The following is a 16,488-nucleotide window of genomic DNA, read 5'->3' as shown; positions in this document are numbered from 1 at the left end:
GGCTTTTTACGTGTTTAGTAGAATCCAACTAACAAAAAGGATAGATCGCCATGTCTGACATGAAGCATGACGTTGATGCTCTGGAAACTCAAGATTGGTTAGAAGCTCTTGAGTCAGTAGTACGTGAAGAAGGTGTAGAACGTGCACAGTTTTTACTAGAACAAGTTCTAGATAAAGCGCGTTTAGATGGCGTTGATATGGCTACAGGTATCAACACAAACTACATCAACACAATTCCAGCAGCGCAAGAGCCAGCTTACCCTGGTGACGTAACTCTTGAGCGTCGTATTCGTTCGATTATTCGCTGGAACGCAATCATGATCGTATTGCGTGCTTCTAAGAAAGACCTAGACCTAGGTGGTCACATGGCTTCTTACCAGTCAGCAGCAGCGTTCTACGAAGTTTGTTTCAACCACTTCTTCCGTGCTCCAAACGAGACGGACGGTGGCGATCTAGTTTACTACCAAGGCCACATTTCTCCTGGTATCTACTCTCGTGCATTCGTTGAAGGTCGTCTAACTGAAGAGCAGCTAGATAACTTCCGTCAAGAAGTTGATGGTAAAGGTATCCCTTCTTACCCGCACCCTAAACTAATGCCTGAATTCTGGCAGTTCCCTACGGTATCTATGGGTCTAGGTCCGATCTCTGCGATCTACCAAGCTCGTTTCCTTAAGTACCTAGAAGGCCGTGGTCTTAAAGATACTTCTGCTCAACGTGTATACGCTTTCCTAGGCGACGGTGAGATGGATGAGCCAGAATCACGTGGTGCTATCTCTTTCGCTGCGCGTGAGAAGCTAGACAACCTATGTTTCCTAATCAACTGTAACCTACAGCGTCTAGACGGCCCTGTAATGGGTAACGGTAGCATCATCCAAGAACTTGAAGGCCTATTCAAAGGTGCAGGTTGGAACGTTGTTAAAGTTATCTGGGGTAGCAACTGGGATTCTCTACTAGCTAAAGACACCACTGGTAAGCTTCTTCAACTAATGAACGAAACTATCGATGGTGACTACCAGACATTCAAATCTAAAGATGGCGCATACGTACGTGAGCACTTCTTTGGTAAGTACCCAGAAACAGCTGCACTAGTTGCAGACATGACTGACGACCAAATCTTCGAACTGAAGCGTGGTGGTCACGATTCTTCTAAACTGTTCGCTGCATTCAACAATGCAAAAGAGACAGGTGGCAAGCCAACAGTAATCCTAGCTAAGACAGTTAAAGGTTACGGCATGGGTGAAGCTGCAGAAGGTAAGAACATCGCACACGGTGTTAAGAAGATGGACATGACTCACGTACAATACCTACGTGACCGTCTAGGCCTACAAGACATCCTTTCTGATGAGAAAGTGTCTGAGCTTCCTTACCTGAAACTGGAAGAAGGTTCTGCTGAATACGAATACTTACATGCTCGTCGTAAAGCCCTACAAGGTTACACGCCAGCACGTCTGCCAAAATTCACTCAAGAATTCAAAGTACCAGAGCTAGAAGAGTTTGCTCCTCTACTAGGTGCACAGAAGCGTGAAATTTCAACGACTATGGCTTACGTACGTACGCTAAACATCCTACTGAAAGACAAGAACATCGGTAAGAACATCGTTCCTATCATCTGTGATGAAGCTCGTACATTCGGTATGGAAGGTCTATTCCGTCAGGTTGGTATCTACAACCCACACGGTCAAGAATACACACCTGAAGATAAAGGCATCGTTTCTTACTACAAAGAAGCAACATCTGGCCAAGTTCTTCAAGAAGGTATCAACGAGCTAGGTTCTATGGCTTCATGGGTTGCAGCGGCAACTTCATACAGCACGAACGACCTACCAATGATCCCGTTCTACATCTACTACTCTATGTTCGGTTTCCAACGTATTGGTGACATGGCATGGCTAGCAGGTGACCAACAAGCTCGCGGCTTCCTACTAGGTGCTACAGCTGGTCGTACAACACTGAACGGTGAAGGTCTACAGCACGAAGATGGTCACTCGCACATCCAAGCGAACACTATCCCGAACTGTATCTCTTACGATCCAACATTCGCTTACGAGCTAGCAGTAATCATGCAAGACGGTATCCGTCGCATGTACGGCCCTGAGCAAGAGAACGTTTACTACTACCTAACAGTAATGAACGAGAACTACGCGATGCCAGCAATGCCAGAAGGCGCTGAAGAAGGCATCCGTAAGGGTATCTACAAGCTTGAATCTCACGCTGGTGCTAAGGGCAAAGTTCAACTAATGAGCTCTGGTACTATCATGAACGAAGCGCGTAAAGCTGCTGAAATTCTAAGCGAAGAGTACGGCGTAGCATCTGACGTATTCTCTGTAACGTCGTTCAACGAACTAACTCGTGACGGTCAAGCGGTAGAGCGTGACAACATGCTTCACCCAGAAGCTGAAGAGAAAGTACCGTACATCACAACTGTACTTGGTAAAGAACCTGCAATCGCAGTGACTGACTACATGAAGAACTACGCTGAGCAAGTACGTGCTTACATGCCAAGCGAGTCTTACAAAGTACTTGGTACTGATGGTTTCGGCCGTTCTGACAGCCGTGCAAACCTACGTCGTCACTTCGAAGTTAACGCTGGCTACATCGTAGTTGCAGCTCTAACTGAACTGGCTAAACGTGGTGATATCGAGAAATCTGTAGTAGTTGAAGCAATTGCTAAATTCGATATCGACACTGAAAAAACAAACCCACAATACGCTTAATACAGCGCTTAACTAGAAGGTAAATAAGCAATGGCAATCGAAATTAATGTACCTGACATCGGTGCGGATGAGGTTGAAGTTACTGAGATTCTTGTAAGCGTTGGCGACAAGGTTGAAGAAGAACAGTCTCTGATCACTGTTGAAGGCGACAAAGCTTCTATGGAAGTTCCAGCGTCTCAAGCAGGTATCGTTAAAGAAATCAAAGTAGCTGAAGGCGATTCAGTTTCTACTGGTTCTCTAATCATGATTTTCGAAGCCGAGGGTGCAGCTGACGCTGCACCTGCTCCAGCAGCAGAGGCAGCTCCAGTAGCTGCTCCTGCAGCGGCAGCAGCGGCAGAGCTTAAAGAAGTTCACGTTCCAGATATCGGTGGCGACGAAGTAGAAGTTACTGAAATCATGGTTGCTATCGGTGATTCAGTAGAAGAAGAGCAATCTCTTCTAACTGTTGAAGGTGACAAGGCTTCAATGGAAGTTCCTGCACCATTCGCTGGTACAGTTAAAGAAATCAAGATCGCTTCTGGTGACTCAGTTTCTACTGGTTCTCTAGTAATGGTATTCGAGGTTGCTGGCTCAGCACCTGCAGCAGCTCCTGCTCCAGCGGCGGCAGCACCAGTTGCAGCGGCTCCAGCAGCGTCAGCTGAAAAAGAAGTAAACGTTCCAGACATCGGCGGTGACGAAGTAGAAGTTACTGAAGTAATGGTAGCGGTTGGCGATACAGTAGAAGAAGAGCAATCTCTAATTACTGTTGAAGGCGACAAAGCTTCAATGGAAGTTCCTGCACCATTCGCTGGTACAGTTAAAGAGATCAAGATTGCAGCTGGCGATAAAGTGTCAACTGGCTCTCTAATCATGACTTTCGTAGTTGAAGGCGCAGCTCCAGCTCCTGTTGCAGCACCTGCACAAGCAGCAGCTCCAGCGGCGGCACCTGCACCTAAAGCTGAAGCTCCAGCGGCAGCAGCTCCCGCAGCTGCAGACGACTTCCAAGAAAACGGTGAGTACGCACACGCGTCTCCAGTTGTTCGTCGTCTAGCTCGTGAGTTCGGTGTAAACCTATCTAAGGTTAAAGGTACTGGTCGTAAGAGCCGTGTACTTAAAGAAGACGTTCAGTCTTACGTTAAAGATGCACTTAAGCGTCTAGAGTCTGGTGCTGCGGCATCTGGCAAAGGCGGTGACGGCTCTGCTCTTGGTCTACTACCATGGCCAAAAGTTGACTTCAGCAAGTTCGGCGAAACTGAAGTTCAGAAGCTTTCTAAGATCAAGAAGATCTCTGGTGCAAACCTACACCGTAACTGGGTAATGATCCCTCACGTTACACAGTGGGATAACGCAGACATCACTGAGCTAGAAGCATTCCGTAAAGAGCAGAACGCAATCGAAGCTAAGAAAGACACTGGCATGAAGATCACTCCTCTTGTGTTCATCATGAAAGCTGTTGCTAAAGCGCTAGAAGCGTTCCCTGCGTTTAACTCTTCTCTTTCTGAAGATGGCGAAAGCATCATTCTTAAGAAGTACGTAAACGTAGGTATCGCGGTAGATACTCCAAACGGTCTAGTTGTTCCTGTATTCAAAGACGTGAACAAGAAAGGCATTTACGAGCTATCTGAAGAGCTAATGGCTGTGTCTAAGAAAGCACGTGCTGGTAAGCTAACTGCAGCTGACATGCAAGGCGGTTGTTTCACAATCTCTAGCCTTGGTGGCATCGGCGGTACTGCATTTACGCCAATCGTAAATGCTCCAGAAGTAGGTATCCTAGGTGTATCTAAGTCTGAAATTAAGCCAGTTTGGAATGGTAAAGAGTTCCAGCCACGTCTTCAGCTTCCACTATCTCTATCATACGACCACCGTGTGATCGATGGTGCTGAAGGTGCACGCTTCATTACTTTCCTAAACAGCGCACTATCTGACATCCGTCGTCTAGTACTGTAATTGAGAAAGTAATTATTAAGGTGGCTTTCGGGTCACCTTAATTCTTTATATAAAGACTATTTTTAGAGAACAGTTCCCGCTTTTCTCATAAAGCGAAAGGGAAGTGTTGTCTAGCTCACAGGCTAACTTAAAGCTACTTTCACACTGTTAACATCTCTGTAAAATGTTGGCTGTTTGAAAGCCCAATAATTTTAAGAACATCTACTCAGCCTGTTAGGGATAATGACTACAAGAGGTCACAATGAGCAAAGAAATTAAAGCCCAAGTTGTTGTACTTGGTTCAGGTCCTGCTGGTTACTCAGCTGCATTCCGTTGTGCGGATTTAGGTCTAGAAACAGTACTAGTTGAACGTTACAGCACTCTTGGTGGTGTATGTCTAAACGTTGGTTGTATTCCATCGAAAGCACTTCTTCACGTTTCTAAAGTAATCGAAGAAGCGAAAGCGATGGCAGAGCACGGCGTTGTATTCGGCGAGCCACAAACGGACATCAGCAAGATCCGTATCTGGAAAGAAAAAGTAGTAGACCAACTAACTGGCGGTCTTGGCGGTATGGCTAAGATGCGTAACGTAACAGTTGTTAACGGTTTCGGTAAGTTCACTGGTCCTAACAGCATCCTAGTTGAAGGCGAAGGCGAAGCAACAACAGTTAACTTCGATAACGCAATCATCGCTGCGGGTTCTCGCCCAATCAAACTTCCTTTCATTCCACATGAAGACCCACGTATTTGGGATTCTACGGATGCACTTGAGCTGAAAGAAGTTCCTGAAAAACTGCTTATCATGGGCGGTGGTATCATCGGTCTTGAAATGGGTACGGTTTACCACTCTCTAGGCTCTAAAGTAGACGTAGTTGAGATGTTCGACCAAGTTATCCCTGCTGCGGATAAAGACATCGTTAAAGTCTTCACTAAGCGTATCAAGAACAAGTTCAAGCTAATGCTTGAAACTAAAGTAACTGCAGTTGAAGCGAAAGAAGACGGTATCTACGTTTCAATGGAAGGCAAGAAAGCACCAGCTGAAGCTGAGCGCTACGATGCTGTTCTTGTTGCTATCGGTCGTGTTCCAAACGGTGCACTTATCGATGCTGAAAAAGCAGGTATCGAAGTTGACGAGCGTGGCTTCATCAACGTTGATAAGCAAATGCGTACAAACGTTCCTCACATCCACGCGATCGGTGACGTTGTTGGTCAACCAATGCTTGCTCACAAAGGTGTGCATGAAGGTCACGTAGCTGCTGAAGTTATCTCTGGTAAGAAGCACTACTTCGACCCTAAAGTAATCCCATCAATTGCGTACACTGAGCCAGAAGTTGCTTGGGTAGGTAAGACTGAGAAAGAAGCGAAAGCGGAAGGCCTAAACTACGAAGTGGCGACTTTCCCTTGGGCTGCTTCTGGTCGTGCAATCGCTTCTGACTGTGCAGATGGTATGACTAAGATGATCTTCGATAAAGATACTCATCGCGTAATCGGTGGTGCTGTTGTTGGTACTAACGGTGGTGAGCTTCTTGGTGAAATCGGCCTAGCAATCGAAATGGGTTGTGACGCAGAAGATATCGCTCTTACTATCCACGCTCACCCAACTCTACACGAGTCTGTTGGTCTTGCTGCGGAAGTATTCGAAGGTTCAATCACTGACCTTCCAAACAAAAAAGCAGTGAAAAAGAAGAAGTAATTCTCCTTTAGCCACTCGCTAATGTTTTTAAAAGCCGCTGATTCGTCAGCGGTTTTTTTATTTCTGAGGTAAAGAGCAGTAACGTTTCACTTCGAGATGCGAGTACGCTGCGCTCCGAGATACGAAAAGCGAGTACATCAAAACAAAAAGGGTTGACCCACTAGGTCAACCCTTCATACTTCTTCTCGAATCTCGAATCTCGAATCTCGAATCTCGAATCTCGAATCTCGAATCTCGAATCTACTTATAGATACACAGCATGTTCAAGTAGCTGTCAGTTAGAGTAGACAACTCTTCATTGGTATCGACACGTTTCGCTTGGATAAATAGCGAGTAGCAGATGCCGTGGAATAGATTCGCAAGATGCTTAGGATCGTGATCGTCACAAACTTCGCCGCGCTCAATCGCTTTACTAAACATGTTTTGTACCAACATTTGGTTAGTGCGGTTTGTCGTTACGAACAGTGGCCATACTTCGTCACGCGTCGATGCGCTCCATTCGAACCATACGTTCAACCAGTGGCTGTCTTGAGCGACTAGTGTCACCATTTCAGTCGCAATATTATGTAGGTTTTGTTTTGCGTGAATATCTAGATCGATATTGTCTGAAAGGAAGTTTGAGAATTGACGGACAACATGATTAAGCACTTCATCAACCAGATCTTCACGAGTAGGGAAGTAGTTAAATACTGTTGCTACTGATACCTGAGCGATATCTGCAATGTCAGCGTGACCACCACGGCCAATGCCGCGACGAGAGAATACTTCAAGCGCGATTTCCATCAGCTGAAGTTTTCTTTTTAAAGGTGAAAGCCTAGTTCTAGGTCTCTTAGAGATTGAGTCCATTTTATTTTCCTTGCCAACGATTTTTTTATATTAATGATTTTATTATTATTTAAGCCAAGATGAGTGTAATGGTGCATATGCGAATGGTCAATCCTTTGAGCTTATTTAATAGACAGTTACATCAAACTTGATACATAAAGCGTGATCCACATTGATGTGAAAGGAGGCGACTATCAGACAAAGCACAAGTGCACATTTCATTGATAATCTGACAGTAAATTGGAGCCATAAGGTGGTGTGGGTATTTGAGCAGTGCTAGACTTACGCACAAATTGAGCGGCACCAATGGCAAAACTGTCTACACTTGTCGCAATCACCAAACAAAATGAGAGCAGTATGAAGCATACAGTTGAAGTCATGATCTCTGAGCAAGAAGTTCAGGATCGAGTAAACGAACTAGGCAAACAGATCACGGAACACTACCAAGGCAGTGAAGATCTGGTTTTAGTTGGCTTATTACGTGGATCGTTTGTCTTTATGGCGGATCTTGCTCGTGCTATTGATTTAACTCACCAAGTTGATTTCATGACCGCGTCTAGCTACGGCAACAGCATGGAAAGCTCACGTGATGTTCGTATTTTGAAAGACCTAGATGACGACATCCAAGGTAAAGACGTTCTGCTTGTAGAAGATATTATCGATACTGGTAACACACTGACTAAGGTAAAAGAGATCCTGAGCTTACGTGGTCCTAAATCTATCGAGATCTGTACGCTACTAGACAAGCCTTCACGACGTGAAGTTGAAGTGGACACTAAGTGGATTGGTTTTGAGATCCCAGACGAGTTCGTTGTTGGTGTTGGTATCGACTACGCTCAAAAATACCGTCACCTGCCATACATTGGTAAAGTGGTACCGCAAGAGTAATCACTACACTTGCCGACACAAGACATTAAAAAGCCCGCTTGATGCGGGCTTTTTGTATTTTGATAGAGATAATTAGCCTTGTTGGCTAAGAAGAGGCGTCGTTAAGATTTTATTGATAGCTTCTAAGTGGCTGTTCTCTAAAGTATCGTTACTAGAGCAGCGCACGCCAAGGTCTTGCAATTTGCCATCGCCAATACCATACACCACACCGTGGATCTCGACCTCTTGACCACGTTCCCATGCACTTTGCATAATGGTTGAGTTACCTAGGTTGTAAACCTGCTCTGCGACGTTAATCTCACAAAGCTTGTCACCCCACTGTTCACGTGGAAGCGCTTCGATCTCTTTACGGTATTTTAGGTAGTTATCGCGAATGTGAAGTAACCAGTTGTTGATAAGGCCAAGTTTCGGGTTATCAATTGCCGCATTAACACCGCCACAACCGTAGTGACCACAGACAATAATGTGTTTCACTTTAAGCACATCTACTGCGTACTGAACGACAGATAGGCAGTTTAGGTCTGTATGAACCACTTGGTTGGCCACGTTTCGGTGAACAAACAGTTCTCCAGAATATAAGCCAGTAAGGCGCTCGGCTGGGACTCGGCTATCTGAACAACCTATCCATAGAAAACCAGGGCTTTGACCCTCTTCAAGCGTTGTAAAATACTCAGGTCTTTCAGAGCGAATTTCTTCAGACCATTTGGAATTGTTCTCAAAAAGCTGTTTTATTTCTGGCATCTTGCTTCTTACATCCCTCAATTAAGATGCTTAACTATACACAATGTTACAAATTCAATCTCGTAAAAACTGCGTCAAAATGTACTCATCTGACGTGTTCTAGTACGGAAAATCATAAACTTAGCTCTCTATCAATGTTCCGGTTATAAGACATGAATAATGTGATTGAATTAACACTTTCTGAACACTTGATACATTTGTTAAAGTGATAAGGTTTGTCATTTCATCATCAGGAAGGTGTGTTTTGTTTGGAAGTCGTTTTACGGATATCAATCTCAAAGGGGATATGTTTGGCGGTGTAACTACAGCCATCATCTCGTTACCTTTAGCGTTGGCATTTGGTGTTGCTTCTGGCGCGGGAGCTGAAGCTGGCTTGTGGGGCGCCATTATGGTTGGCCTATTTGCAGCATTGTTTGGCGGTTCGAGTAGTTTGATTTCTGAACCTACCGGCCCGATGACGGTGATTATGACTGCCGTAATGACGAGTATGGTTGCGAAGTATCCTGAAACGGGTATGGCAATGACCTTTACTGTTGTGATGATGGCCGGTGCATTCCAGATATTACTTGGCACGTTAAAGCTAGGAAAATACGTCACTTTGATGCCATATAGCGTGATCTCTGGATTTATGTCGGGCATTGGCGTTATTCTGATTATCTTGCAGCTGTCTCCATTGTTAGGACATGCCGCTCCATCCGGTGGTGTAATGGGCACGCTCTCTGCTTTGCCTGATACGCTAGCAAACTTAAAAGTGAGTGAGCTATTTCTAGGTGCACTGACACTCGGTATTCTGTTTGGCTTCCCAGCTAAGTACCGTAAGTATGTGCCTGCGCAACTGGTTGCGTTGGTAGCCGTCACTCTTTTGTCCGTTATTTTCTTCGATACCGATTCTATTCGCCGTATTGGTGAAATCCCAGCAGGTCTGCCTTCTCTCGTTATCCCTACTATTAGCGCTGAGCAATTCACAACTATGGTTATTGATGCTTTAGTGCTTGGTACTTTAGGTTGTATTGATACGCTTTTGACCGCTGTTATTGGAGACTCATTGACTCGTAAAGAGCATGACTCAGATAAAGAACTGCGTGGCCAAGGTATCGCAAATATGCTTTCCGGCTTGTTTGGTGCATTGCCAGGTGCGGGTGCTACCATGGGCACTGTAACCAATATTCAGGTGGGAGCGCGCTCTCCACTGTCAGGTGTGATTCGAGCATTAGTATTGGCGTTAGTGGTTTTGGTCGCTGGTGGGTTGACAGAACCTATCCCTATGGCTGTGCTGGCGGGTATTGCGATGTATGTAGGCTTCAACATTCTCGATTGGAGTTTCATTCAGCGTGCGCACAAGGTCAGTTATGCGGGCATGGGCGTCATGTATGGCGTAATGCTGCTAACCGTATTTGTTGACCTGATCATCGCGGTTGGATTGGGCGTATTTATCTCGAACATTCTGATTATTGAAAGATTGAGCCGTGAGCAAGCCAGACAAGTTAAGGCGATCAGTGATGGTGATGATGAAGACGATATCCCATTGACCGACAGCGAACGTCAGCTACTGGATAATGCCAACGGCAAGGTTTTGTTCTTCTATCTATCAGGGCCGATGATCTTCAGTGTCTCAAAGGCGATTTCACGACAGCACTCAAGTATTTCTGATTACGAAGCAATGATTTTAGACTTAACCGATGTACCTATGATTGATGTTACGGTTGGTCTTGCGCTAGAGAATGCAATCAAAGATGCGCTAGACGCTCAATGTGAGGTGTACTTGTTGTGTCCGAATGAGAACACTCGTCAACAGTTGGAGAAATTCCACGTAATTGATTTAGTACCGGAATCGAACACATATCGCTTCCGTTATGAAGCTCTGACAGCTGCAACAAGCTACGTTGAGAGAGACGAGCACCAATTTGAATCGGTTTAATACTCTTATTAATTCACTGTGACTGAACAATAGTTATCAATATTGGTCATGAATTTCTAATAACGGAAAGTACCGCTAAGTTAATGTCTTAGCGGTATTTTTTTGTCTGTGATATTCGATATAGGGCTTTATGCAGCCTTAGTTCTTTTAAGTTTTATAACGAAACCGTTAATCGATATTTGTATTCATCGTCATTCAACGATAAACTTGTTTGCAAAATGGCCGCGTACATTATCTTGAGCTAGTTCAACTGGTTCATTTCAGGTTTCGTCCTCTTCATCCTGTCCGGCTAACCACACTATTTATAGCAAATGGCAATCATCTCTATGTATGCATTAGAAATTGAGCAATTAAGAAAAACTTATGCTGGTGGCTTCGAGGCACTTAAAGGCATTAGTTTACAGGTAGCAAAAGGTGACTTTTACGCGCTTCTTGGTCCAAATGGTGCGGGCAAGTCCACCACCATTGGCGTTATCTCTTCGTTAGTAAATAAAACCTCTGGCAAGGTTAAGGTATTCGGCTACGACATTGATACCGATCTGGAGCTGGCAAAGCAAAACCTAGGCTTAGTTCCTCAAGAGTTTAACTTCAACCCGTTTGAAACGGTTGAGCAGATCGTTTTGCAGCAAGCGGGTTACTACGGTGTCCCTAAATCTCTGGCAAAAGAGCGAGCGAAAAAGTACCTATCTCAACTCGATTTATGGGAAAAACGTAGCGAACGTGCGCGTAACTTGTCTGGTGGTATGAAACGCCGCTTGATGATCGCGCGTGCGCTGATGCATGAGCCTCAGCTGTTAATCCTTGATGAGCCAACTGCAGGTGTCGATATTGAACTGCGCCGCTCGATGTGGGAATTCCTCAAAGAGATCAACGAGAAGCAGGGCATTACCATTATCTTGACCACGCACTACCTAGAAGAAGCGGAAATGTTGTGTCGCAACATCGGTATCATTAATCGTGGTGAGTTGATCGAAAACACCACCATGAAAGCGCTACTAGGTAAGTTGAGCGCCGAGACCTTTATTTTAGATCTTGAAGAGGGCGCGACTGAACCTAAGCTAGAAGGCGTGAATAACCAAGTCTTGGTGAATGGCTCTTTAGAGATCGAAATTGATAAGAACCTAGGTTTGAACACCATCTTTGCTCAGTTGAGTGAGCAGAATGTGAAAGTCCTCTCGATGCGTAACAAAGCTAACCGTCTAGAAGAACTGTTTGTAAGTATCGTGCGTGAGGGGAGTAAATAATATGTACAGCCTATATTGGACCGCTTTTCGCAGCTTGTTGACCAAAGAGATCAACCGTTTTACTCGTATCTGGGTGCAAACGCTAGTCCCACCTGCAATTACTATGACGCTCTATTTCATCATCTTCGGTAACCTGATTGGTGCGCGAATCGGTGAAATGAACGGCTTTAGTTATATGGAGTACATAGTGCCGGGTTTGATCATGATGTCGGTAATCACTAACTCGTACTCGAATGTGGCTTCATCATTCTTTAGTGCCAAATTCCAAAAGAACATTGAAGAACTGCTGGTTGCGCCGGTGCCGAACTACGTGATCATTGCTGGTTTCGTGATGGGTGGTGTGGTGCGCGGCCTATTGGTCGGTACTATCGTGACCTTTGTTTCTCTGTTCTTCGTTGACCTTCAGGTGGATCACTGGGGGGTGATTATTGCGACCGTTTTCCTAACGTCGGTGGTATTTGCGTTAGGTGGTCTTATTAACGCGGTATTTGCACGCACGTTTGATGATATCTCAATTATTCCAACCTTCATTCTGACGCCACTTACTTATCTTGGTGGTGTGTTCTACTCGATTAGCCTGCTGCCTGAGTTTTGGCAGGGTGTGTCGAAGTTGAACCCGATTGTCTACATGGTGAATGCGTTTAGATATGGCTTCTTGGGTGTGTCTGATGTGGGTATTGTGACGTCGTTTGGCGTACTAGGTGTGTTTATCGTTGTACTGTATGGCATTGCACATTACCTAGTGACTAAGGGCATCGGTTTACGCAGCTAACTCCGGCGCCCCTGAATCGCAGGTAAAGAAAAAGGTCGATATTACATCGACCTTTTTTGTCTCTTTTATTTGAGAATCAGCACGCTACTCAGCGGTTTCTTCTTTCACTTCTTCTTTGGTTTCCGCTACCAAGTCGAGAACTTGGTTGTCGATAAGACGCGTCTTACCTAAGAAGGCCGACATAAGAATCACAGCTTGAGTCGATTCTGAAGTGATGGCTTGCAGAGTTTTAGCATCACAAATGAAAATTTCATCTGGTTGCAGATCTGCTGCGCGAAGCTGGTCTGTCGCATCTTCAATCACTGATGCGTAGTCATCACGTCCACCACGAATTGCGCTGCTGATCCAACGCATAGTGCGCGCTAGAACCGGTGCACGTTGGCGCTCATCAATAGTCAGATTGCTATTGCGAGAGCTCATTGCTAAACCGTCCATTTCACGAACCGTTGCAACGCCTACAATTTCAATGTCTAACGCTAAGTCAGTTGTCATTTGGCGAATGACAGCAAGTTGCTGGAAGTCTTTCTCGCCGAAGCATGCAAAATCTGGCTGAACGATGTTAAACAGCTTAGTGACAATCGTCGCTACGCCACGGAAATGACCTGGACGAGACGCACCTTCCAACATGTGAGATAACCCTGGTACTTCAACAAACGTCTGTTTGTCTAGGCCATCTGGGTACATCACTTCTGGTGTCGGTGTAAATACCAGTTCAACGCCTTCGCCCGTTAGTTTGCTTAGATCCGCTTCTAACGTGCGAGGGTAGTTGTTCAGGTCATCGGCACGATCAAACTGCATCGGGTTAACAAAGATGCTGACCACGACGATGTCTGCTAGTTCACGAGCCTTCTTTACCAGAGTAAGGTGGCCTTCATGCAGGTTTCCCATCGTCGGAACAAAAGCAACCGTACGTCCATCACGCTTAAACTGTTTAATCTGCTCACGAAGAGCCGCTATTTCAGCAAAAGTTTGCATACTTACTCCTAAGCGATTGTATGAGCATCATCAGGGAAGCGTGCGCTCTCTACTTCTTCTTTGTATAGAGCTACTGCTTTGCGCATGTCACCTGTTTCTGCTAGGAAATTCTTAGAGAACTTCGGCATGTAGTTCGCAGAAATACCGAACATGTCATGCATAACCAAGATCTGACCGTCCGTAACATTACCTGCACCAATACCAATAACTGGCACGTGACAAGCTTCTGTAATTCGTTTTGCCAATGAAGCTGGTACACATTCAAGTAGAACGATTTGAGCACCTGCGTTTTGCAGTGCTAGTGCGTCAGCAACCATTTTATCTGCTTGGTCGTCATCGCGACCTTGAACCTTGTAACCACCAAAGATGTTCACAGATTGCGGCGTTAAGCCTAAGTGTGCACATACTGGTACTGCGCGTTCTGTTAGCATCTTCACAGTATCAACCAACCAGCTTCCGCCTTCGATTTTTACCATGTTCGCGCCAGCACGCATCAAGGCAGCTGCGCTCTCACAAGCTTGCTCTGGAGTCGCGTAGCTCATGAAAGGCATGTCAGCCATAAGAAGACAGTTAGGGCTACCAGCACGCACAGAGCGAGTGTGGTAGGCGATGTCTTCAACGCTTACTGGTAATGTGTCGTTATGGCCTTGTAGAACCATACCCAGTGAATCACCGACAAGCAGAACTGGCATCTCTTGGCTTTCGAATAATTGAGCAAAGCTCGCATCGTAAGCTGTTGACGTCGCGAATTTACGGCCTTCACGTTTACACTTGATCAGGTCGTTAATGGTTACTTTTTTCATTGGTTTTCCTTAATGCGCCTGGCTATTGCTGCCAAACATTGAGCCCGTTTTTATCTACAATTTTCAGTAGTTCTGTCAGCTCAGTCCCATCAGGGAGTTGTAAACTTGGTGCGATTTCAGCAAGCGGGTAGAGTACAAACTCTCGTTCTTTCATTCCGTAATGAGGAACGGTTAAGCGCTCTGAATCGATCACCTCATTGCCGTACAGCACGATGTCGAGATCCAAGGTTCTTGGTCCCCAGCGTTCGTCTTTACGGACACGCCCTTGCTCTAACTCGATTTTTTGAGTGCAATCAAGCAGTTCAATAGGCGTTAATTCGGTTTTAATCGCGACTACCGCATTGATGTAGTCCGGTTGATTTTGCGGTCCCATTGGAGTGCTACTATATAGCTGAGAGGTCGCAATAAACGTTGATCGCGGTAGGCTTTTTAGCGTTTCGATAGCCAAATTTGCTTGGCTAACTGGGTCGGCAAGGTTGCTGCCGACCGCAATATAAGCAGTTATCATTCGGCTTGCTTACTCTTTTTGTTTCGGTAAGTCTTACGGCGACGATGACCTGACTTTGATGGCGCCGCTACGTCGTTAGCCATTGCTTGACGCATATTACGACCAGCTGTTTGATAGCGCTCCCACCATTTAGCTAACTCTTTTGTCTCGCCACCTTCAATCTCGCCACGCATCTCTAAGAAGTCGTAACCAGCGCGGAACTTGTTGAGCTCCATTAGGCGAACGGCACGCTTACCGTTACGGCGAGGTAATCGCAGTTGCAGTTGCCAAACTTCGCGAATGGTTGCTGTGTGGCGACGAGGAATAGCAATGGATTTTACTTGCTGATCCAGAATGATGTTACTCGCTTCCATGATCGCATCGTAGTGTGCCATGCCTTGCTCAGAGATAAGCTTGTCTGCCAGTTTGTTCATTGGGTACCAAAGAATCGCGGCAAACATGAACGCAGGGTTTACTCGCTTACCATCTTCGATACGAAGGTCGGTAGAGTCGAGCACCAAATCAAGCATCTGCTCAGTCGGTGAGTCGTAATCTTCAGTGAAGTACTCAGCTACTGCTGGGAACATCTGCTGGAATAGGTTGTATTCACGCATCAGGTGGTAGGTCTCTAAACCGTAGCCTGATTGAAGCAGTTTTAGAGATTCTTCGTAAAGACGTGCTGCTGGGATGTCTTTTAGAAGGTGCGCCAAACCTTCAATTGGGTCGGCGGTGTCTTCTTCAATGTCAAAGTCCAGCTTCGCTGAGAAACGCATTGCACGCAGCATACGTACAGGGTCTTCACGGTAGCGTGTCTCTGGGTCACCAATTAGGCGGATCAGTTTATCTTCTAAATCTTCTACACCACCTGCGTAATCGTGGATGCTGTAGTCTGCAATGTTGTAGTACATCGCATTGATCGTGAAATCGCGACGTTCTGCATCTTCATCAACACTGCCGTACACGTTGTCGCGTAGTAGCATGCCTTCTTTCGATTGTGCAGATACGTTTTTAGACGGCTCTTGATGGTGACCTCGGAAAGTTGCCACCTCAATGATGTCACGACCAAACATGATGTGTGCCAAGCGGAAACGACGGCCGATTAGGCGGCAGTTTCGGAAAAGGTTCTTGATCTGCTCTGGCGTCGCGTTGGTCGCAATATCGAAATCTTTTGGTTGAGAGCCAAGTAAGATATCACGAACACCACCACCGACTAAAAATGCGTCAAAACCCGCACCATTCAGGCGATATAGTACTTTTAGTGCGTTATCGCTGATCTGCTTACGTGAAATATTGTGCTCTTGGCGAGTATAAATATTCAGTGCTAGTTCGTGGAATCCGCGTTGTTCGCTTGGGGTATTGTCGTTTTTATTCATTAGTTTAGAACAAAGTAGGTATCGCCAACTTTGTTTTTCTCTTAGTCCAAAGTGGTAGTGCAGAGTTTAATTGCGGCTAATAATAGCTTAGCGCGAGCCATTTGAGAACATCGTCTGCTTAACCACAGTGGTTGGTTATGGCATTTTTGT

At 45.5% G+C, this 16,488-nt stretch carries 13 protein-coding genes; 7 read left to right on the top strand and 6 right to left on the bottom strand.

The features are described 5' to 3' along the window. Positions 1-50 precede the first annotated feature (50 nt). From aceE to lpdA, 3 genes are all read left to right on the top strand, one after another. A complete protein-coding gene (gene aceE, locus OH460_RS07090; RefSeq protein WP_061032475.1) occupies positions 51-2,714 on the top strand; it encodes a pyruvate dehydrogenase (acetyl-transferring), homodimeric type in 2,664 nt (887 codons plus the stop codon). Positions 2,715-2,744: 30 nt separating this feature from the next. Then, a complete protein-coding gene (gene aceF, locus OH460_RS07085; protein WP_269996171.1) occupies positions 2,745-4,640 on the top strand; it encodes a pyruvate dehydrogenase complex dihydrolipoyllysine-residue acetyltransferase in 1,896 nt (631 codons plus the stop codon). A gap of 241 nt (positions 4,641-4,881) precedes the next feature. Continuing rightward, positions 4,882-6,312 (top strand): dihydrolipoyl dehydrogenase, encoded by a 1,431-nt coding sequence (lpdA, locus tag OH460_RS07080; protein ID WP_004738171.1) that lies wholly within the window; start codon positions 4,882-4,884, stop codon positions 6,310-6,312. A gap of 240 nt (positions 6,313-6,552) precedes the next feature. Here the strand turns inward: lpdA and OH460_RS07075 are convergent, their stop codons facing one another. Beyond that, positions 6,553-7,158: a LuxR/HapR/OpaR family quorum-sensing transcriptional regulator gene (locus tag OH460_RS07075; protein ID WP_004738173.1), complete on the bottom strand. Its 606-nt coding sequence runs from the start codon at positions 7,156-7,158 to the stop codon at positions 6,553-6,555. A gap of 336 nt (positions 7,159-7,494) precedes the next feature. Between OH460_RS07075 and hpt the strand changes: the two genes are divergently transcribed. After that, positions 7,495-8,025 carry a hypoxanthine phosphoribosyltransferase gene (gene hpt / locus OH460_RS07070; RefSeq protein ID WP_061032638.1) on the top strand — a complete coding sequence of 177 codons (531 nt, stop codon included), beginning with the start codon at positions 7,495-7,497 and terminating at the stop codon, positions 8,023-8,025. A 72-nt stretch (positions 8,026-8,097) separates the two neighbouring features. On the opposite strand, the gene can is transcribed toward hpt, so the two are convergent. Continuing rightward, on the bottom strand, positions 8,098-8,766 hold the full coding sequence (gene can, locus OH460_RS07065) for a carbonate dehydratase (protein WP_008222714.1): 669 nt from the start codon (positions 8,764-8,766) through the stop codon (positions 8,098-8,100). A 286-nt stretch (positions 8,767-9,052) separates the two neighbouring features. Here can and OH460_RS07060 point away from each other — a divergent pair, with 286 nt between their 5' ends. The 3 genes from OH460_RS07060 to OH460_RS07050 all read left to right on the top strand — a co-directional run bounded on the left by OH460_RS07060 (position 9,053) and on the right by OH460_RS07050 (position 12,700). Further along, positions 9,053-10,684 carry a SulP family inorganic anion transporter gene (locus OH460_RS07060; RefSeq protein WP_008222712.1) on the top strand — a complete coding sequence of 544 codons (1,632 nt, stop codon included), beginning with the start codon at positions 9,053-9,055 and terminating at the stop codon, positions 10,682-10,684. 326 nt (positions 10,685-11,010) lie between these two features. After that, a complete protein-coding gene (locus OH460_RS07055) occupies positions 11,011-11,928 on the top strand; it encodes an ABC transporter ATP-binding protein (protein ID WP_269996167.1) in 918 nt (305 codons plus the stop codon). Position 11,929: 1 nt separating this feature from the next. Next, the gene (locus OH460_RS07050; protein ID WP_004738182.1) at positions 11,930-12,700 is read left to right on the top strand and encodes an ABC transporter permease; all 771 of its coding nucleotides are present in this window, start codon (positions 11,930-11,932) and stop codon (positions 12,698-12,700) included. Positions 12,701-12,784: 84 nt separating this feature from the next. Here the strand turns inward: OH460_RS07050 and panC are convergent, their stop codons facing one another. The 4 genes from panC to pcnB are packed head-to-tail and all read right to left on the bottom strand — an operon-like array spanning position 12,785 to position 16,338. Then, a complete protein-coding gene (gene panC, locus OH460_RS07045) occupies positions 12,785-13,675 on the bottom strand; it encodes a pantoate--beta-alanine ligase (RefSeq protein ID WP_102426163.1) in 891 nt (296 codons plus the stop codon). A gap of 8 nt (positions 13,676-13,683) precedes the next feature. Continuing rightward, positions 13,684-14,478, bottom strand: a complete 795-nt coding sequence (panB, locus tag OH460_RS07040; RefSeq protein WP_269996163.1) for a 3-methyl-2-oxobutanoate hydroxymethyltransferase — start codon at positions 14,476-14,478, stop codon at positions 13,684-13,686. A 22-nt stretch (positions 14,479-14,500) separates the two neighbouring features. Then, positions 14,501-14,986 carry a 2-amino-4-hydroxy-6-hydroxymethyldihydropteridine diphosphokinase gene (gene folK, locus OH460_RS07035; RefSeq protein WP_008222704.1) on the bottom strand — a complete coding sequence of 162 codons (486 nt, stop codon included), beginning with the start codon at positions 14,984-14,986 and terminating at the stop codon, positions 14,501-14,503. Further along, positions 14,983-16,338, bottom strand: coding sequence for a polynucleotide adenylyltransferase PcnB (gene pcnB, locus OH460_RS07030; protein WP_269996160.1), 1,356 nt, complete (start codon positions 16,336-16,338; stop codon positions 14,983-14,985). Before pcnB ends, folK begins: the two co-directional genes overlap by 4 nt. Positions 16,339-16,488: the final 150 nt, after the last annotated feature.

Source organism: Vibrio sp. Makdt, assembly GCF_027587015.1.
GTDB lineage: Bacteria > Pseudomonadota > Gammaproteobacteria > Enterobacterales > Vibrionaceae > Vibrio > Vibrio chagasii_B.
The sequence above is the reverse complement of the archived record's forward strand: the minus strand, read 5'-3'. Positions and strand labels throughout refer to the sequence as shown.